The organism is Phycisphaerae bacterium, assembly GCA_012729815.1.
Taxonomy (GTDB): Bacteria; Planctomycetota; Phycisphaerae; order JAAYCJ01; family JAAYCJ01; genus JAAYCJ01.
The window spans coordinates 1-16,030 of the sequence record JAAYCJ010000355.1 but is presented as its reverse complement, the minus strand read 5'-3'; the positions used below and the strand labels follow the sequence as shown (position 1 = coordinate 16,030).

The following is a 16,030-nucleotide window of genomic DNA, read 5'->3' as shown; positions in this document are numbered from 1 at the left end:
CGATCCGCAGTGCCTCTGCCAGAGCGGCATGGCTGAGCTGATCCAGAACGGCCAGCTCAGCAGCGATTTTCGTAGCTGGTTCCCGGTGCTCAGCCCCGGCGGCACCATGGTCCCCGGCATCTCCGGCATCAAACCCCGCACCACCATCCGCGGCGACGCCTGGGCGTAAGGCGGACCTGTCGTCGAACTCCCAAACCCACGGCAAACCGAGTCCCAATCCCGCAAAAAAGGTGCCCCCGATCGTCGTTTCCGACGATCGGGGGCATAGCCTGCGTGATCTTGCCACAGCAAGTGACAAGTCACTTGTTGTGAGAAGACACCAGGCCGGGGTCGGTTACAATGCCCTTATCTTCCCATGAAACGCTGGACTTGTCAAGCGTTTTCTGAGATGATGCAATTCATCCGCGTGGGCTGGAAACGCGAACAGGGCGGCAGTTGAAGGAGATGCGGCATGGTTCCATACGTGCTGGGGCTGGATCTAGGGCCAACATCGATAGGATGGGCACTTCTCGGGCAGGAAGGCGACAGAGAAGTCTCGCTGGTTGACGCTGGAGTGCGTATCTTTCCCGAGGGAGTGGATCGGGACACCAAGGGTCTTGAAAAGTCCAAGAACATGACCCGCCGGGAAGCTCGCGGGGCAAGACGCATCAAGGAACGTCGCAGAAGGCGGAAAGGCCGACTCGTGGCGATCCTGAAGGAAGCGGGTCTGTGGCCCGACGACGACCAGAGCTTTCGGAGTCTGTGTCTTCTTGACCCGTACGAACTCCGCGCCAAAGCGCTCGATGAGCGGCTGGCCCCTCACGAACTTGGGCGGGTCCTGTATCACCTGAACCAGCGCAGGGGATTCAAGTCGAATCGCAAGTCCGGCAAGTCCCGAGAGGATGGCAAAGTCCTCAAGTCCATCACGGAGCTCGAAGAGCAGATCGCTTCCGCGAAATGCCGAACCCTTGGCGAATACCTGCATCGGCTTGGAAGGTCCGAACGCATTCGAAATCGCTATACGCGACGCGAGATGTATCAGCGGGAATTCGATCTAATCTGGGCCAGGCAAACGGAATACCACGGGCCAATCCTCTCTGATGAACTCAAGAAGAAGCTGGCGGACGAGGTAATCTTCTTTCAACTCCCCTTGCGGGTTCAGGATGAACTGATCGGCTTCTGCGAGTTCGAGACCGACCAGCGCCGATGTCCGAAGGCCGACTGGCACGCCCAGCAGTTCCGAATGCTTCAGGACATCAACAACCTCCAGATCATCAACCCCGACGGGTCAAGCATGCCTCTGGCTCCCGATCAGCGGCAAACCCTGGTTGAGGTCCTTGGAACCAGAGCGAAGATGGACTTCGACCAAATCCGCAAGGCGCTCGGTCTGCTTGAAACGCAAACCTTCAACTACGAGGAAGGGAAACGCAAGAGCCTGAAGGGCAACCTCATGGAAGCGGGCCTTGCCAAGGCGTTCGGCAGGAAACGCTGGGCCGAAATGCAGGCTCACCGCGACCGCATCACTGAAGCTCTGCTGGAAATCGAGGACCCAAACGAATTTCGCCGGATTGCAGGGGAAGAGTGGGCTGCCGACGATGAGCAGATTGAGGCGCTTCTCAAGATCGACCTGCCCGATGGCTACCTGCACCTCTCGAAGAAGGCCATCCTGAAGCTTCTGCCGTTCATGGAGCAGGGCGAACGGATGGCCGACGCTGTGAAGAAGGCTGGATACCTTCGTCCCGATCAGAAGGCCGGTGACAATCACGACCGGCTTCCGCAACCGCCGGATATCCGCAATCCCATTGTCAAGAAAAGCCTTCACGAGGTCCGAAAGGTCGTCAACGCGATCATCCGGGAGTACGGCAAACCGGCCCGGATCGTGGTTGAGCTTGCCCGCGACATGCACGGATCGGTCGATGACCGTAACGAGTTGCACCTTCGGATGCTCAAAAACGAGCGGGAGCGCGAAGAAGTCCGCGAGAGCATCCGAAGCGAATACGGGATCACCAATCCCGGCCGCGACGATATCCAGCGGCTTCGCCTCTGGAACGAACAGGGCCAGACGTGTCCCTACACCGGCAACACCATCGCCAGGAGCCAGCTTTTCAGTTCCGACGTTCAGGTCGATCACATCCTTCCTTACCCGCGATCGTTGGACGACTCGATGATGAACAAGGTCGTTTGCTTCACGTCAGCGAACCGGGAAAAGGGAAACCAGACCCCTCAGGAGTGGCTGGCCGCCTTTCCCGACCGGTACGAACGCATGCTCCAGGCGATCAAGCCGCTCCCGTGGCGCAAACGCCGAAAGTTCACCCAGCAGGCGATTGATCTGGGCCAGTGCATCGACCGGCAACTGAACGACACCCGATACATCAGCCGCGAAGTGCGCAGGTACTTGCAGTCGCTTGTTATGGATGTTGATTGCACCCGCGGCCAGGTCACTGCTGAGCTTCGCCACCACTGGGGTCTTAATCAGATTCTGAACCATACCGGCGGGTTCACCAAGAATCGCGACGACCACCGCCACCATGCTGTGGATGCCGTCGTCGTCGCCCTGACCACGCCTTCGCACCTGCAACAACTTGCCCGCACAAAAGGGATTGTCCGTGATCCTCTGCCGTTTCCCTGGGAGCGCTTTCGCGATGATGTCGCCAATCGGATCAACGACATCAACGTCTCCTTCAGGCCGCTACGGAAGGTCTACGGGGCCTTACATGAGGAAACTGCCTACGGACCGACCGCCGAGGAGAACGTCTATGCTTACCGTAAGTCGGTGCGAGACCTCAAAGGGCCCATGATCGCGCAGATCGTTGATCCCGCCATCCGCAATCTCGTGATGGAGCGCCTCAAACAGAAGGGCCTTGATCCCAACAATCCGCCCTCGAATATTCCCACGGAAGTTTTTGCCGAACCTCTAACGATGCCATCCGGAGTGCCCGTCAAGAAAGTCCGTATCCGGGACACGTTTACGAATCTGATCCCTATGACAAAGATGAAGACCCGAACGGGCAAGCCGTACCGGTACGTCAAGCCTGGGTCCAACCACCACATTGAAATCTTCGAGTACACCGACGCCAAGCGGGTGGCTAAGCGAGATGGCGTGGTCGTGTCCATGTTCGACGCCGCTCAACGCGTTCAAAGAGGTCTCCCCCTAATCAACCGCGACCATGGATCAGGAAGAAGATTCGTCATGTCGCTTAGCACCAATGAACTGGTCCACGTTAAGGTGGATGGACAGTATGTGCTGTATCGGGTCCAGAAGCTTGATGCAGGGAATACCAGAGTCATTCTTCGACTCCATACAGATTCCAGGGTTGATGACCCGCGCACAGTCTTGCGCAAGAGCCCCAACACCCTTGACGGATATAAGGTAACCGTCGACTACCTCGGCAGAATGCGCCCGGCGAATGATTAAGCGGACCGTCGAAATCTCATCCAGTCCGTGCCGCCTGTCGCTGCGGCAAGAACAGATGATCCTTCAGCGGGAAGGGCAAGACGATGTCTCGATTCCGTGCGAAGATATCGGGGTCCTCGTCCTCGATCAGCCCGCTGTGTCCGTCTCCGGCCAGGTGCTGACGGCGCTTCTGGAAAAGGAGGCGGTCATCCTGCTGTGCGGACCGGATCACCTACCCGCTGGGATGCTCGTGCCATTCTCAGCCAATCTGGTCCAGACCCAGCGGTTTCGGGAGCAGATCGCGGCCAAGCTGCCTCTTCAGAAACAGCTCTGGAAACAGATCGTCCAGGCCAAAATCCGCCATCAGGCCGACCTGCTCGGCAAGGACCATCCGGACTACAGCCGCCTCATCGCCCTCACCTACCGCGTCAAGTCCGCCGACACGTCCAACGTCGAGGCCCAGGCCGCCCGCATCTACTGGCAGGCCATCTTTTGCGATAGCCGCTTTCGGCGCAAGCGCGAGGGCGATGCGCCGAACAACTTTCTCAACTACGGCTACGCCGTCCTGCGGGCCGCCGTCGCCCGCGCCCTGTGCTGTTCCGGCCTGCATCCATCGATCGGCATCCATCACCGAAACAAATACAACGCCTACGCGCTGGCGGACGACCTGATGGAGCCGTTCCGACCGATGGTTGACGCGCGGGCCAGACAGATTGCCCTCGATGGTAAGACCGAGATCGACCGGGACGTCAAAGCCCATCTCCTGGCTGTGCTGACCGATACGGTCCAACTTGGGGATACCGCCGGACCCTTCATGGTGGCGCTGCCGCGGATGACCGCTTCGCTGGCCCGATGCTTTGCTGGCGAACAGAAGACTTTGGAGATCCCCCAGCCATGCGAATCTCCGGATACCGGGCCATGTGGGTGATCGCCATGTTCGACCTGCCCACCGACACCCGTCAAGCCAGAAAGGCGTACGCGACCTTCCGAAAGAACCTTATCAAGGACGGGTTTACCATGATACAATATTCGGTGTATGTTCGGCACTGCGCCAGCGAGGAAAACACGGCTGTGCATGCCGATCGCGTGGCGTCGTTTCTGCCGGATGACGGCGAGGTGAGAATCCTATGCATCACCGACAAGCAGTTCGAGAAGATGAGGATTTTCTGGGGAAAAATGCGCAAACCAACGCCGCCGGCCCCCAAGCAACTCGAGCTTTTCTGACCTTCGAATCGCCCTTAACCCCTGCCGCCGCTGGACTTGCAGGGCGGGTATTGTAACCGACCCCGACCTGCAGTCAATTCACAACTGGTGCCAGAGGTTGGCGGTGTCCACGTAGATTGTAACCGACCCCGACCTGCAGTCAATTCACAACCAATTCGTTCATGGCGTCCGCCATGGCGGAATTGTAACCGACCCCGACCTGCAGTCAATTCACAACAGAATGGCGTTGACGGTCGGGTTGGCCCGGATTGTAACCGACCCCGACCTGCAGTCAATTCACAACTCATTGATCGCTACCACATCATTGCGTTTCATTGTAACCGACCCCGACCTGCAGTCAATTCACAACGATGCAATTGCACTTTTGTCGCGGGTCGAATTGTAACCGACCCCGACCTGCAGTCAATTCACAACAGGTCGAAGAGGTCTACGGCAAGTCCCCGAATTGTAACCGACCCCGACCTGCAGTCAATTCACAACTACCCGCCAAACGGGTCGAGCACCACGCCGATTGTAACCGACCCCGACCTGCAGTCAATTCACAACTGGAATCGTGCGAGCAGTACATGGGGCAGGATTGTAACCGACCCCGACCTGCAGTCAATTCACAACTCCTCCAATCGTCGTTTAGGTTTCCAATCCATTGTAACCGACCCCGACCTGCAGTCAATTCACAACGGTCGGCCACAAACTGACCGAGTGGGACGGATTGTAACCGACCCCGACCTGCAGTCAATTCACAACGTTGGAAGCGTTGCCGCGTATCTCGAAGCATTGTAACCGACCCCGACCTGCAGTCAATTCACAACCGTGCTGGCCGATCATCCCCAGGCCCACGTATTGTAACCGACCCCGACCTGCAGTCAATTCACAACGCTGTTACTGGTACGGCGATCTGAAAGCCGATTGTAACCGACCCCGACCTGCAGTCAATTCACAACACATCTGGTGGCTCCTCCACACAAGCCAGAATTGTAACCGACCCCGACCTGCAGTCAATTCACAACTAACGGCCAGCGATTCGCGGCTTTGGCTCATTGTAACCGACCCCGACCTGCAGTCAATTCACAACCCGCAGAGTCGGCGGAACGAGCACGATTCATTGTAACCGACCCCGACCTGCAGTCAATTCACAACCGACGTACCCGCCTTGATGCACGGCTCGACATTGTAACCGACCCCGACCTGCAGTCAATTCACAACATTGAGAAACCCAGTGATCATCGAATGTGCATTGTAACCGACCCCGACCTGCAGTCAATTCACAACGCTGCTTTATCTATGTCAACCGCCAACTGTATTGTAACCGACCCCGACCTGCAGTCAATTCACAACTCTAGTACAAGCCCAGCATTCGCCGAAACAATTGTAACCGACCCCGACCTGCAGTCAATTCACAACGCCGATGGCGGCGAGGCCACGCTGCAACTCATTGTAACCGACCCCGACCTGCAGTCAATTCACAACTGGTGGTGGCAGTTGTGTGTCGGCCTGCGGATTGTAACCGACCCCGACCTGCAGTCAATTCACAACTTCAGCAGCCCGGCAGTAACCTCTGGCGTATTGTAACCGACCCCGACCTGCAGTCAATTCACAACATGCTGCTCGGTGGCCTTCATCACGTCCCAATTGTAACCGACCCCGACCTGCAGTCAATTCACAACGACAAGCTTGCACGTCACGTCGTAGGTGAATTGTAACCGACCCCGACCTGCAGTCAATTCACAACTGACTATATCGGCATAATCATAATGTGTCATTGTAACCGACCCCGACCTGCAGTCAATTCACAACTTGCCGTCGGTGATCTTGACCGGCAGCGAGATTGTAACCGACCCCGACCTGCAGTCAATTCACAACGATTGCCCTGGCAGACGATCCCGCGGTCCTATTGTAACCGACCCCGACCTGCAGTCAATTCACAACATGAACCCTCGCCCTCCCCGCCATCGTCTGCCGCGTTTGCAGTCTGCTGTTTGGTGTGCTAGCTCAGCCTGCAGTTGACTTCATGGCGCAATCCGGCGGCGTAGGTAAGGCGGGTCGGTGGGCCTTGCTACTGCTTCGGCATGTCTTTCGGATATTCGAGGATTTCGTGCATGACGTCGGTGAGGGGGCCGCCGTTGGGTTGGATGTGTTTGATTTGGGGGTCTGAGCCGAGGTTGGCGTAGAGGTCGGCGCGGCTGACGATCTGGAGGCGTCCGTCGGCGAGGGCCCAGACTTCGCCGTCTGGGGTCTGGCGGAGGATGGTGCTGGTGGGCGTGGGCGTCAGGACCTGGGCGGCGGCGTTGTCGATCGTGATGAACCGGTCGGTAAAGTAGCTGTCGATGGACAGGGCGCCGAGGTCGCGGCGGAGGCCGGCGTAGATGATTTGGCGGCTGGGGTCGGCGAGGAGTTTTTCGAAGGTCGGGCCGTAGCGGACGGTGGCTGGGGCGTTTTCGAGATTGACCAGGACGATCCGGCTGTGATGGCGGAGCGGTTCGTAGGTGGCGGTGAACCACGTGCCGTCGTCGGCTTCGACGGAGAATCCGCCGTGGTAGTCGTCGCGGAGGAAGGCGGTGCGGTCGTTGGGGATTCGCCACCACATGCCGCCGGCGGGCCACGAGCAGTGGACGTTGGGCGCGTAGTCGGCGATTTGGTCGGCGCGGGCGGCGAGGCGCTGGGCGAAGGTCCGCATCCAGTCGAGTTGTTTGGGGTCGTTGACGAGGGCGTGGTTTTCCCAGCCGGCTGAGGTGCTCAGCAGGAAGTGGTAGATGCCTTTGGAGCCGCCGGCGATCTGTCGGCTGAAGGTATCGACCATGTCGGCTTCGGATCGGTAGCCGACGTAGTCGAAGTGCATGCCGCCTTCGTGGTGGGTTTCGGTGGTGAGGCACCAGAGCGTTCGCATCGAGTCGGCGCATCTGCCGTGGCCTTCGAGGGCGATGTAGGTCAGGCGATCACCGGAGCCGTAGTCTTCGATGCCGACGCCGTCGAAGCCGCCGTGCAGGCGGGTGTTGCCGGCGTAGCGGCTGTCCATGTAGGCGCGTTTGAAGACGATCGGCACGTCGGCGACGCGTTTGATCGCGTCGGCGAGACGGTTGCGGTGCTCCATGAACGAGTGGTGGCGAAAGTCGAGGTAGTCGTACCAGAGCTGGGTTGTGGCGTAGTCCAGTTCGTGCGATGTTTTGCTGGTCGGGCACCAGGCGAAGGCGCGGTTTTGCCACGGGCTGTTGAGCGGTCCGGCCTGGAGCGGGGTCAGGTTGGCGGCGGAGGTAAAGCCGGCGAGCGGCGTGGCCGGGCTGACCGCCCATGCCTCGTGCAGGGCGGCGATATTTCGGTATTTCGCGCGGAGCCATTCGGCGTACTCGGCTTGGAATTCGGGGAAGTGGAAGAAGAAGCCCGCGTGGTCGCCGTAGATGCCGGGCTCGTTGTCGATCGGATCGACGATGAATCGGAAGCCCGGGCCCAGGCGCAGCTGCGAGAGGTGTCGGCCGATCGCATCGGCGAAACGCGCGCCGTGTTGCCAGTAGTTGCCGAAGGGGCCGTTGAAGGTGACGTTGGGGACGAGGTAGGCGGTGTAGGTGTGGCCTTCTCGCGGCAGCGTCAGGTCGACCGCCACGTCGAGCTTGTTGTCGGCGAATCGGAAGAGGGCTTGGCCGACGTCGACGAGGGCGGGATCGGTTCGATCGACGAGGGCGTAGAGGACGTGGTTGACGCGGTGGATTTTGGTGTGGGCGGCGCCGAATTCGATCGGCTTGGCCGGACGATGGACGCCCGAGGCGGTGATGTTGTCGATCATGAAGTTGCCCAGATGGACCGCGTCGCCCGATCCGCTGTCGAGGCTGCGGCCGCCGATTTCCTCGAACATCCGCACCACGTAGGCGTCGAGGTGCGTTTCGGGGCTGCCGTAGCCGAAGGCGGTGAGCTCGAGGCCGTAGCGGATGCCGAGGTCTTCGAACCTGTCGATCAGGTGCTGCCACATCCACGTTGGCACGTGGCCGAAGCGGGCGGGCGGATTGACGTAGGTGTCGAGGACGCCCTTTGCGGCGAGCAGGGTTATCGAATGGAGGTCCTTGGCCCACTGCTGCGGGTTGCCGCCGCTGACGAGGTATCTGCTTTCGAACATGCCGCCGACGGGCAGGTAGGGCCGGCCGTCCCAGATCAGGGCGTTGCCCTGGTTGACGTACCAGAAGTGCGGGACTTGCCGCTCGTCGACGAACGTGCCGTAGCCGAGGGCGCGTCGGAGGATCGGGTAGGCTGCGGCGTTGGGGTCGTCGATGCGGAGGCGGCCCGCGTCGAACGTTGCCTGGGCGGCGATGCAGACGGCGGCTTGGTATTGGCCGGTGGGAATGTCGTTTGGGATCGGCAGTTCGGCGCGAAAGGTGATGCGGCCGTCATGAATGGGTGGGAGGTCCTGATCGTGCACGAGCCAGAGCACCTGGTCCTGTTTCAGGAGAATTGAGACTCGTGTGCCATCGGGCAGCGGCGCAGCGGCGGTGAGTTCGGCTTCGATGGTCAGCGTTTGTCCGAGCGACGCGGCGGGCGGAACGTCTGCGCGGACCAGCTTGACGGTGGGCGATTGCGGTTTGGGACGCGGGCGGCTTTTGATGTCGATGGTTGCCGCTGGTTCGTTGCCGTTCGTGTTGACCTTCGCACCGGGAACCTTGAGGCGCAGCTCGTACGTTCCCGGCGGCGCGCATTCGGGGATTTCGAGCGTGACCGGCTGGTTGGCCTGAGTCGCCAACAAGGCGGCGGTGTAGCGGCTGTTCCACTCGGCCATCGGTTTGGACAGTTCGTAGATGACCGGGCTTTCGGTTGCGAACCTCGCCGTTACCTGGATCGCGTCTCCGAGCGTCGCGGTCGTCGGCGCGTCCAGCGACTCGAGCGTCAGCGACGCGTGCGGGCGGTTGACGATCGTCACGTCGTCGAGCACGAACGTGCCCTTACCGATGGCGTTGATCTCCAAGCCGGCCAGTTCGTCGTCGATCAGCTCGGCTGAGACGTCGCGGGCCAGGTGCAGCGAGGCGTTCGTCCATCGGCCCTTGGTCGGCGGCAGGATTTTGAGATATCGCTGATGGTCGGTCTTCGAGTGCACGTAGAGGTGAATCTGGTCGCCGGTGAAATCGGGAGACAGATAATACCAGAAGCTCAGCGCGCTGTTGGACTCGACGACGCCGAGGTCGAAGCGCAGGTGATCGACGCAGCCTTGCGCGGTTCGGCCCAGCAAAGCCCCTTTGCCGTCGTGGACGATCTCGTGCGTGATCTCCTGGACACCGGCGGGCAGGTCGTTCGAGGTCGGCGACTCATAAAATCCCCACGCATACTCCGCCGATTCGAAGTCGTCGCGAAAGACGACCGTATCGTCTGAACCGATGGCAAACGAAGGAACCGCAAGCAGGCAGATCGCAAGAAGACTGGCAGCAAATCGCATGAAGTTCTCCGGTTCACAGCGAAGGTCTAAAGGCCGCCTCGAGGGGCGGTGGGGCCCGAGCCGATGTACTCCTCGAACGCGTCGACGCTGGGAGTCGGCGAGCCGGAATGATTGTCCACGTGGCCGTCGGCGCAGAGCACGGGCGTTATGCCCTGTCCGTGGAACCCGCCCCAGTTGCCGTCGTCGATGTCCAGCAGCACGCCGAAACGCGTCGGATCGGCCAGACGATCGACGTTGACCGGAACCGTCCACCCGGCCGGCGGCCAGTGCCAGCCGAGCTTCCAGTTGTAGAAGTACGTGGCGTTGGTGGCCAACGTCGCCCGCCGCTCACCCACCGTGCAGTAGAAGACGATGCTGCGGCTGTTCTCGAAGCTCTCGGGCGTCGCGATCGGCGCGTCGCCGTGCACGTACGGGTAGAACGGGCACTGGCGGGGATTCCAGATGCACCAGTAGCCGGAGCCCGGCGGATCCCAGCCGGCGGGAAAGATGTCGGCGCTGTCGTTGAGGTAGGCTCGCACGGCTACGCCGAGCTGCCGCAGGCGGCTGTCGCACTGAATGAGCCTGGCCGATTCGCGGGCCTGACTCAGCGCCGGCAGCAGCATGGCCACCAGCACGGCGATGATCGCCACCACCACGAGCAACTCGATCAGGGTAAAGGCTCTCGGTTTCATACGGGCGTTCCTCCGGCATCGGCAAGCCTGTCCGCCAGTGACGCGCGGCTGACGAACTCGACCGGCAGGACGCAGTGCTCGATGGCGCCGCGCGGGTTGCCCATTCGGCCGATCAGCATCTCCATCGCAGCCTGGCCCATCTGCTCGACCGGCTGACGCACCGAGGCCAGCGGCGGATCGAGGTAGCGGCAGATCGGCTCATCGTCGTAGCCGATCACGCTGATGTCGCTGGGGATCGCCACGCCCATTCGCTTGAGGGTTCGGCAGGCGTCAGCCGCCGCCCCGTCGGTGCAGCAGAGGATGGCCGTCGGCCGATCCGGCTGATCCATCATCCGTCGGATCGCCTGGTCCACCGCCCGCTCCCAACTGACCAGCGGGTTTTCGAGCACCAGGTCGCCGACGAGCGCGCGGTCGAAGGCGACGCCGCCGTCGTTGACCGCATCGCGCAGCCCCTCGAACCGCCGCCGTGCCGTCGGGTCGACCATCGGGCCGATGTAGCCGATCCGCCGGTGTCCGCGCCGGACCAGTTCCTGCCCGACGGTATAGCCGCCGGCGCGGTTGTCGGCGGAGACGGTGGGCACCTCGATTTCGCGCCAGGATTCGCCGATCAGGACGAACGGATAGGCCTGCCCCTTGAGTTTGACGATCAGTTCGGCGAAGCGCGGGTGGCAGATCGAGCCGAGTATCGCCCCGCTGGGGGCCAGTTCAGGGAGCCTTTCCAGGACGCGGAGGGTCACGTCCAGGTCGCCGTACTGGTGGGCGTCGTGGAGCTGGATCTGGATGCCGCGATCGGCCCCGGACCGCTGGGCGCTGCGAACGATGCGGACCCACGGCTCGCGGGTCATGTCGGGCACCACGATCTCGACCAGCCGCGTGGCCACATGGCGATCGCGAACGAAGACGCCCTTGCCGGGGCGGCGCTCGACCAACCCCTCATCGACAAGCTGGTCGATGGCCCGCCGGACGGATACGCGGCTGAGGCCCGTCCGCCGCACCATCTCGTGTTCCGACCCGATCAACTGATTCGGCTGGCTTCGGCCGGCGTGAATCTCGTCGCGGAGGGTCTCGACCAGAGAGGCATAGACTGGATTACTGGTATTAATACTGGTATTAGACATGACCCCAGTGTATCGCAGCGATCCGAGAATGGCAAGCGAAAATCACCGGGGGTTCGGCGAATCTGTGTCGCCACAAGTACCGCCCCTACAATCGGTTATAGGCTTATGCCGGTTGCGAGCTTGGCCGGGCGGCAGAATCGGTAGGCATCAGTCGTCTGGATTCGCAACGGGACCGCGTGTCACGGATCGCGGACCGGAAGCTCAAGGGGATCCGAGCCTACCTGGGGACCTTGACCCACCGGCGACTTCGATCGGCTTGGAGGATGGCGTCGATAACCTGCTGGGCGCGGAGGGCGTCGTCGAAGTTGGGGGTGACCGAACGGCGATGGCGGATCGCGTCGATAAAGTCGCGGGCCTGCTTGAGCCGGAAGCCCAATGGCGGACACTGGCGAAAAGCCTTCCAGATGGCGGGGCCGTAGAATTGGCGGACCGCAGCGGGCACGCTGGTGCGGACGAAGCGGGCGGCCGCCATGTCCTTTTGGGTCAGGCAGAGCTGAAGCTCATCGGGCTTCTGGTAGTCGTAGACGACGGTGCCGCCTTCGGCGTTGATCTCGATGGATTGGTGCTCGTTGAGTCCGCAGCCGCGGCCGGGGGCGAACCGGGTGACCTCGAAAACGCCGGCTGCCCCGTTCTTGAACTCAGCCATGAAGGAGGCGGCGTCATCGACGTCGGTTTTTTCCCAGCGGTTGGTGTTTGGGTCGCGGCGTTTGGGCAGCCACGTGCGGGTCAGGCCGCAGACCGAGTCAAACTCGCCGATCAGGTGCCGGGCGTAGTCGATCAGGTGCGAGCCGACGTCGCCGAGTTGGCCGCTGCCGGTCAGCTTTCGCCGGGTCCGCCACGAGGCCCCGTCGCCGCCCCAGAGCTGCAGGTAGAACGCCCGAAAGTGGTAGACCCGGCCGAGCGTGCCGTCGTCGATAAGCTGCTTGAGGAACCGGATGGCCGGCACGTAGCGGTAGTTGTAGGCGATCATGTTCACCAGGCGGGCCCGTTTGACCGCGTCGCGCATCCGGCGGGCCTGCGTGGCGTCGAGGGCCAGCGGCTTTTCGCACAGCACGTGCAGCTTCCGCTGCGCAGCGGCCATGACCATCGGATAGTGCAGATAGTTCGGCGTGGCGACCACGACGGCGTCGAGCGGTTCGCTTTCCAGCATCCGCTGATAGTCGCTGTAGACCGCGGGCACGCCGAACGGCTCGGCGACGCGGCGGGCGAGGGATTCGGACTCGTCGCACAGGGCGGCGACGCGAACGTCCTTGCAGAGCTTAAAGCCGGGCAGGTGGACGGCCTGCGAGATGCCGCCGGCCCCGATGATCGCGAGGTTGATCTTCCTGGACGCTTTGGAGGTGGCCATGTGTATGCTCCTGTATGGACGGGCCGCCGCGGGTGCGGTCAGATCGGATCGGGCAGGTACGGCTTGAGGAACTTCTGCCCGAGCAGAAGGCCCTGCTTGACTTTTTCGGGCGAATTGGGCAGATCGTCGAAACCGAAGAGCACGTCCTCGTGCTCGAGGTTCAGATCGCCGGCAAAGCCGACCTCGTGAAGGGCCGAGAGGAACGCCGGCCAGTCGACCTCGCCCCATCCGGGCATGCGGTAGCGCCACCAGTGGTCGCCGAGAATGCCGGCGACGGCGAGGACCTCGTGGAGAATCTCGCAGTCCTTGGCGTGAACGCCGAAGATGCGATCGCCGAAGGCGCGGACGGCGGCGAGGTAGTCAATGCCGAGCCAGACGCAGTGGGCCGGGTCGAAGGTCAACCCGAAGTTCTCAGCCGGCACCAGGTCGAACATCCGCTCCCAGATCGCCGGCGAATAGGCGATGTTGGTCCCGCCGGGCCAGGAGTCGTGCATCATCGGGCAGTTCTCGACCGAGATCCGCCGTCCGCGGTCGGCGGCGAACTTGACGAGGGGGGTCATGACCTTCTTGAACGGGGCGTAGTTGTCCTCGACCCGGGTGTTGGGATTGCGTCCGGCGAACATCTCGACCGTCGGGACGTTAAGCTTCTCTGCGTGGGCGATGATCTTCTTGACCAGGGCGACGTTGTCTTTCTGTTTGGCTGGGTCGGGATCGAGGATGTTGACCGAAGTGCCCAAAGCGGTGACGCTCAGGTCGTATCTGGCCAAAAGGTCTTTGGCCTCGGCGAGATCCCACGGCCAGCGGTCGAGAATGACGCACTCGAACCGGCGCTCGACGGCCCAGGCCAGCACGCGGTCGAGGTCGAGCGACGGAAAACACCAAGCCATAAAGCCGAGCTTCATACGCATCTCCTCCACAGAGTCCCCGATCAATGTAACCCCTGTTCGTCGAACCGCAATAGGCAACTATATTACTTATGGTGCAACTTCGTCCGGCGGCGCGGGAGGACGTGAGCGAAGCCAGTGGGATGTCGCGTGCCGCTTATCCTCTTTTTCTGATCCGCAGCACAGCGTCGTGGGTGAAGGCTGGAACGGCTAGGCGCATGCCGTTTCCGCCTCGGAGGACCAAAGGCGGATCGTAGGTCCCGTCGACGGGTGAGAACCAGGCGGCCTGGTATTCCCCTTCGGGCAGATCAAGGATGATCTGGCCCCCGATCGCCCGGCCGGCGTCCTTGTCGGTCAGTTCCCGGCCGTCGGCCAGGTAGATGCTGATATCCTCATCGGCGACGCCGAATACCGAGGCCACCGTCGCCGCCGGTTGCCCGCGCAGCCGGTCGCGGATCGGTTTGGCGCGGACCAGATCGATCGAATGGATGTAGTCCGAGAGGTGCCTCATCCACGTCCGAATGCACCGCTGAGATTCCTCGGTGCCGGTTTCGCAGTAGTTGATGATCGAGAAATCGATGTAGTCGTAATGCCCGCCGCACAACAGCGTCGTCCAGGCGCGCTTACGGTGGATGGTCCAGCCGTCGAAGTCCTTGAACCGCGAAGCGGTGTTGTCCTCGTCCATATTGAGCGGCTTGAGCTCGTCATACGCCGCCAGGCAGTAGTCTCGCAATGGCTCCAGGCTCAGTTCCTTCGACATGAACCCGCCCAGGTAGTACGTCTTGCCGGCGTACACGGTGTTGGGAAGCGGGTGGATGTTGACCACGTCGATTCCGAAATCGCCGAACGACTTGTCCGACCGCTGCTCGAAGAGGGGGTTGTAGACGAGGGCCTCCTGTCCGGCGATCAGGTGTTGGTTGGGCAGGCGGCTTTCGGTCTCGCGGATGACCTTCGCGATGGCCATCTGCCAGTCGTTGACCTCCTCGATCGTCGGGTCGTCGGGACCGCCGGCTGCGCCGCCCGGTTCGTTGCAAATTTCATAGAAGATATTGTCGTACCGGTTCGTCTCCTCGACGATCTTGCGGACGTGGGCGGTCTGCCAGGCGAAAAGCTTCGGATGCCTTCGGCTCAGGTAGTCGGGCCAGCGGATGTCCTCGACGTCGTTGACGTTGTTGATCCGGTTCAGCGGGTTGGCCGCCCAGATTTCGGGCATGTAGGTGTTGCTCAGCAGGACGACCTCGACGACGATGCCGAGCTGCGAGGCTTTGGACAGGAAACGGTGGAGGCGGTCGAAGAACTCCGGGTTCGGCTGCGAGAGGTTGAATTTGGGCAGCCCGTCGGCGGCGAGGTCCGGACCGACGCGGCAAAACGGCGCGATGTAGTCCGTCGACTCGGGTTTGCACGTGGAATAGGGGTTGTACATGTTTTGGAATTCGCGAAAGAGCATGAACGTGCGGGTCAGGGTTTGCAATTTGGCTGCGGCGTCGTCGAGGTAGCGATCGAATCGGAAGGGACGATTCATGACCGCTCCGTAATGCTCCGTGGCGCAGACCAGAACCCGCGGCGCTCCGCGACCCTCGAATATCTTCGGGTTTTGGGGATGAATGCGTATCGGAGCCATGGCAACCGTTCCTTTCCGTCGCGAGTTGTTCGCGGGCTTCAGGCCGCTCCCGCTCACCACCATGGTGAGCGCGCTGAGGCACTATACTCGCTCGGCGGGCTCTTTCAACAAAAATACCCGATGACGCACGTTCCTTGCCGGCCTATTGAGGCAGCCGGCAGCGGACGGTCTTGATCTGGAGCCACTGGCCGGGTGGGGCGGGGGTGATTTGCGTCTGGTGGGTCTGGCCGTCCCGCTGGACCACGGCGGTGTAGGTTCCCGGCCCGGATTTGCACCAGAACCATGCTCTGCCGTGGACGTCGGTGGTCACGCCGTAGGGGTTGCCCGGCTGATCGGTGGGGATCAGCCAGACCGGTTGATCGGCGATCGGTTGGCCGTCGGCGT

11 protein-coding genes and 1 CRISPR repeat array are annotated in these 16,030 nt (G+C 61.7%); of the genes, 4 read left to right on the top strand and 7 right to left on the bottom strand.

Annotation, left to right across the window (positions count from 1 at the left end):
* The 4 genes from GXY33_22660 to cas2 form a co-directional block, all read left to right on the top strand.
* Positions 1-169: hypothetical protein (locus tag GXY33_22660; protein ID NLX07954.1), on the top strand; the 169-nt coding region annotated here is incomplete at its 5' end.
* Between the two features lie 282 nt (positions 170-451).
* Positions 452-3,394 (top strand): type II CRISPR RNA-guided endonuclease Cas9, encoded by a 2,943-nt coding sequence (gene cas9 / locus GXY33_22655; GenBank protein NLX07953.1) that lies wholly within the window; start codon positions 452-454, stop codon positions 3,392-3,394.
* Positions 3,387-4,301 carry a type II CRISPR-associated endonuclease Cas1 gene (cas1, locus tag GXY33_22650; protein ID NLX07952.1) on the top strand — a complete coding sequence of 305 codons (915 nt, stop codon included), beginning with the start codon at positions 3,387-3,389 and terminating at the stop codon, positions 4,299-4,301. Before cas9 ends, cas1 begins: the two co-directional genes overlap by 8 nt.
* The gene (gene cas2 / locus GXY33_22645) at positions 4,292-4,597 is read left to right on the top strand and encodes a CRISPR-associated endonuclease Cas2 (protein NLX07951.1); all 306 of its coding nucleotides are present in this window, start codon (positions 4,292-4,294) and stop codon (positions 4,595-4,597) included. The genes cas1 and cas2 overlap by 10 nt, the downstream gene beginning before the upstream one ends.
* A gap of 49 nt (positions 4,598-4,646) precedes the next feature.
* Positions 4,647-6,523: a CRISPR direct-repeat array (repeat unit 36 nt; unit sequence ATTGTAACCGACCCCGACCTGCAGTCAATTCACAAC).
* A gap of 127 nt (positions 6,524-6,650) precedes the next feature.
* On the opposite strand, the gene GXY33_22640 is transcribed toward cas2, so the two are convergent.
* The 7 genes from GXY33_22640 to GXY33_22610 form a co-directional block, all read right to left on the bottom strand.
* On the bottom strand, positions 6,651-10,004 hold the full coding sequence (locus GXY33_22640; protein ID NLX07950.1) for a hypothetical protein: 3,354 nt from the start codon (positions 10,002-10,004) through the stop codon (positions 6,651-6,653).
* A 26-nt stretch (positions 10,005-10,030) separates the two neighbouring features.
* Positions 10,031-10,675 (bottom strand): prepilin-type N-terminal cleavage/methylation domain-containing protein, encoded by a 645-nt coding sequence (locus GXY33_22635; GenBank protein ID NLX07949.1) that lies wholly within the window; start codon positions 10,673-10,675, stop codon positions 10,031-10,033.
* Positions 10,672-11,793 carry a GntR family transcriptional regulator gene (locus GXY33_22630; GenBank protein NLX07948.1) on the bottom strand — a complete coding sequence of 374 codons (1,122 nt, stop codon included), beginning with the start codon at positions 11,791-11,793 and terminating at the stop codon, positions 10,672-10,674. Before GXY33_22630 ends, GXY33_22635 begins: the two co-directional genes overlap by 4 nt.
* Positions 11,794-12,010: 217 nt before the next feature.
* Positions 12,011-13,141 (bottom strand): Gfo/Idh/MocA family oxidoreductase, encoded by a 1,131-nt coding sequence (locus tag GXY33_22625; GenBank protein NLX07947.1) that lies wholly within the window; start codon positions 13,139-13,141, stop codon positions 12,011-12,013.
* Positions 13,142-13,179: 38 nt separating this feature from the next.
* On the bottom strand, positions 13,180-14,043 hold the full coding sequence (locus GXY33_22620) for a TIM barrel protein (protein ID NLX07946.1): 864 nt from the start codon (positions 14,041-14,043) through the stop codon (positions 13,180-13,182).
* A 139-nt stretch (positions 14,044-14,182) separates the two neighbouring features.
* Complete coding sequence (locus tag GXY33_22615) at positions 14,183-15,646, bottom strand: cellulase family glycosylhydrolase (protein ID NLX07945.1); 1,464 nt, start codon at positions 15,644-15,646, stop codon at positions 14,183-14,185.
* A 142-nt stretch (positions 15,647-15,788) separates the two neighbouring features.
* The coding region (locus GXY33_22610; protein ID NLX07944.1) for a carboxypeptidase regulatory-like domain-containing protein at positions 15,789-16,030 on the bottom strand (242 nt) is incomplete at its 5' end.

Excerpts from the sequence above, each read along its gene's own strand:
- GXY33_22620 (NLX07946.1), bottom strand. The coding sequence starts at position 14,043 with ATGAAGCTCGGCTTTATGGCTTGGTGTTTTCCGTCGCTCGACCTCGAC.
- GXY33_22635 (NLX07949.1), bottom strand. The coding sequence starts at position 10,675 with ATGAAACCGAGAGCCTTTACCCTGATCGAGTTGCTCGTGGTGGTGGCG.
- cas1 (NLX07952.1), top strand. The coding sequence starts at position 3,387 with ATGATTAAGCGGACCGTCGAAATCTCATCCAGTCCGTGCCGCCTGTCG.
- GXY33_22630 (NLX07948.1), bottom strand. The coding sequence starts at position 11,793 with ATGTCTAATACCAGTATTAATACCAGTAATCCAGTCTATGCCTCTCTG.
- cas9 (NLX07953.1), top strand. The coding sequence starts at position 452 with ATGGTTCCATACGTGCTGGGGCTGGATCTAGGGCCAACATCGATAGGA.
- cas2 (NLX07951.1), top strand. The coding sequence starts at position 4,292 with ATGTGGGTGATCGCCATGTTCGACCTGCCCACCGACACCCGTCAAGCC.
- GXY33_22615 (NLX07945.1), bottom strand. The coding sequence starts at position 15,646 with ATGGCTCCGATACGCATTCATCCCCAAAACCCGAAGATATTCGAGGGT.
- GXY33_22640 (NLX07950.1), bottom strand. The coding sequence starts at position 10,004 with ATGCGATTTGCTGCCAGTCTTCTTGCGATCTGCCTGCTTGCGGTTCCT.
- GXY33_22625 (NLX07947.1), bottom strand. The coding sequence starts at position 13,141 with ATGGCCACCTCCAAAGCGTCCAGGAAGATCAACCTCGCGATCATCGGG.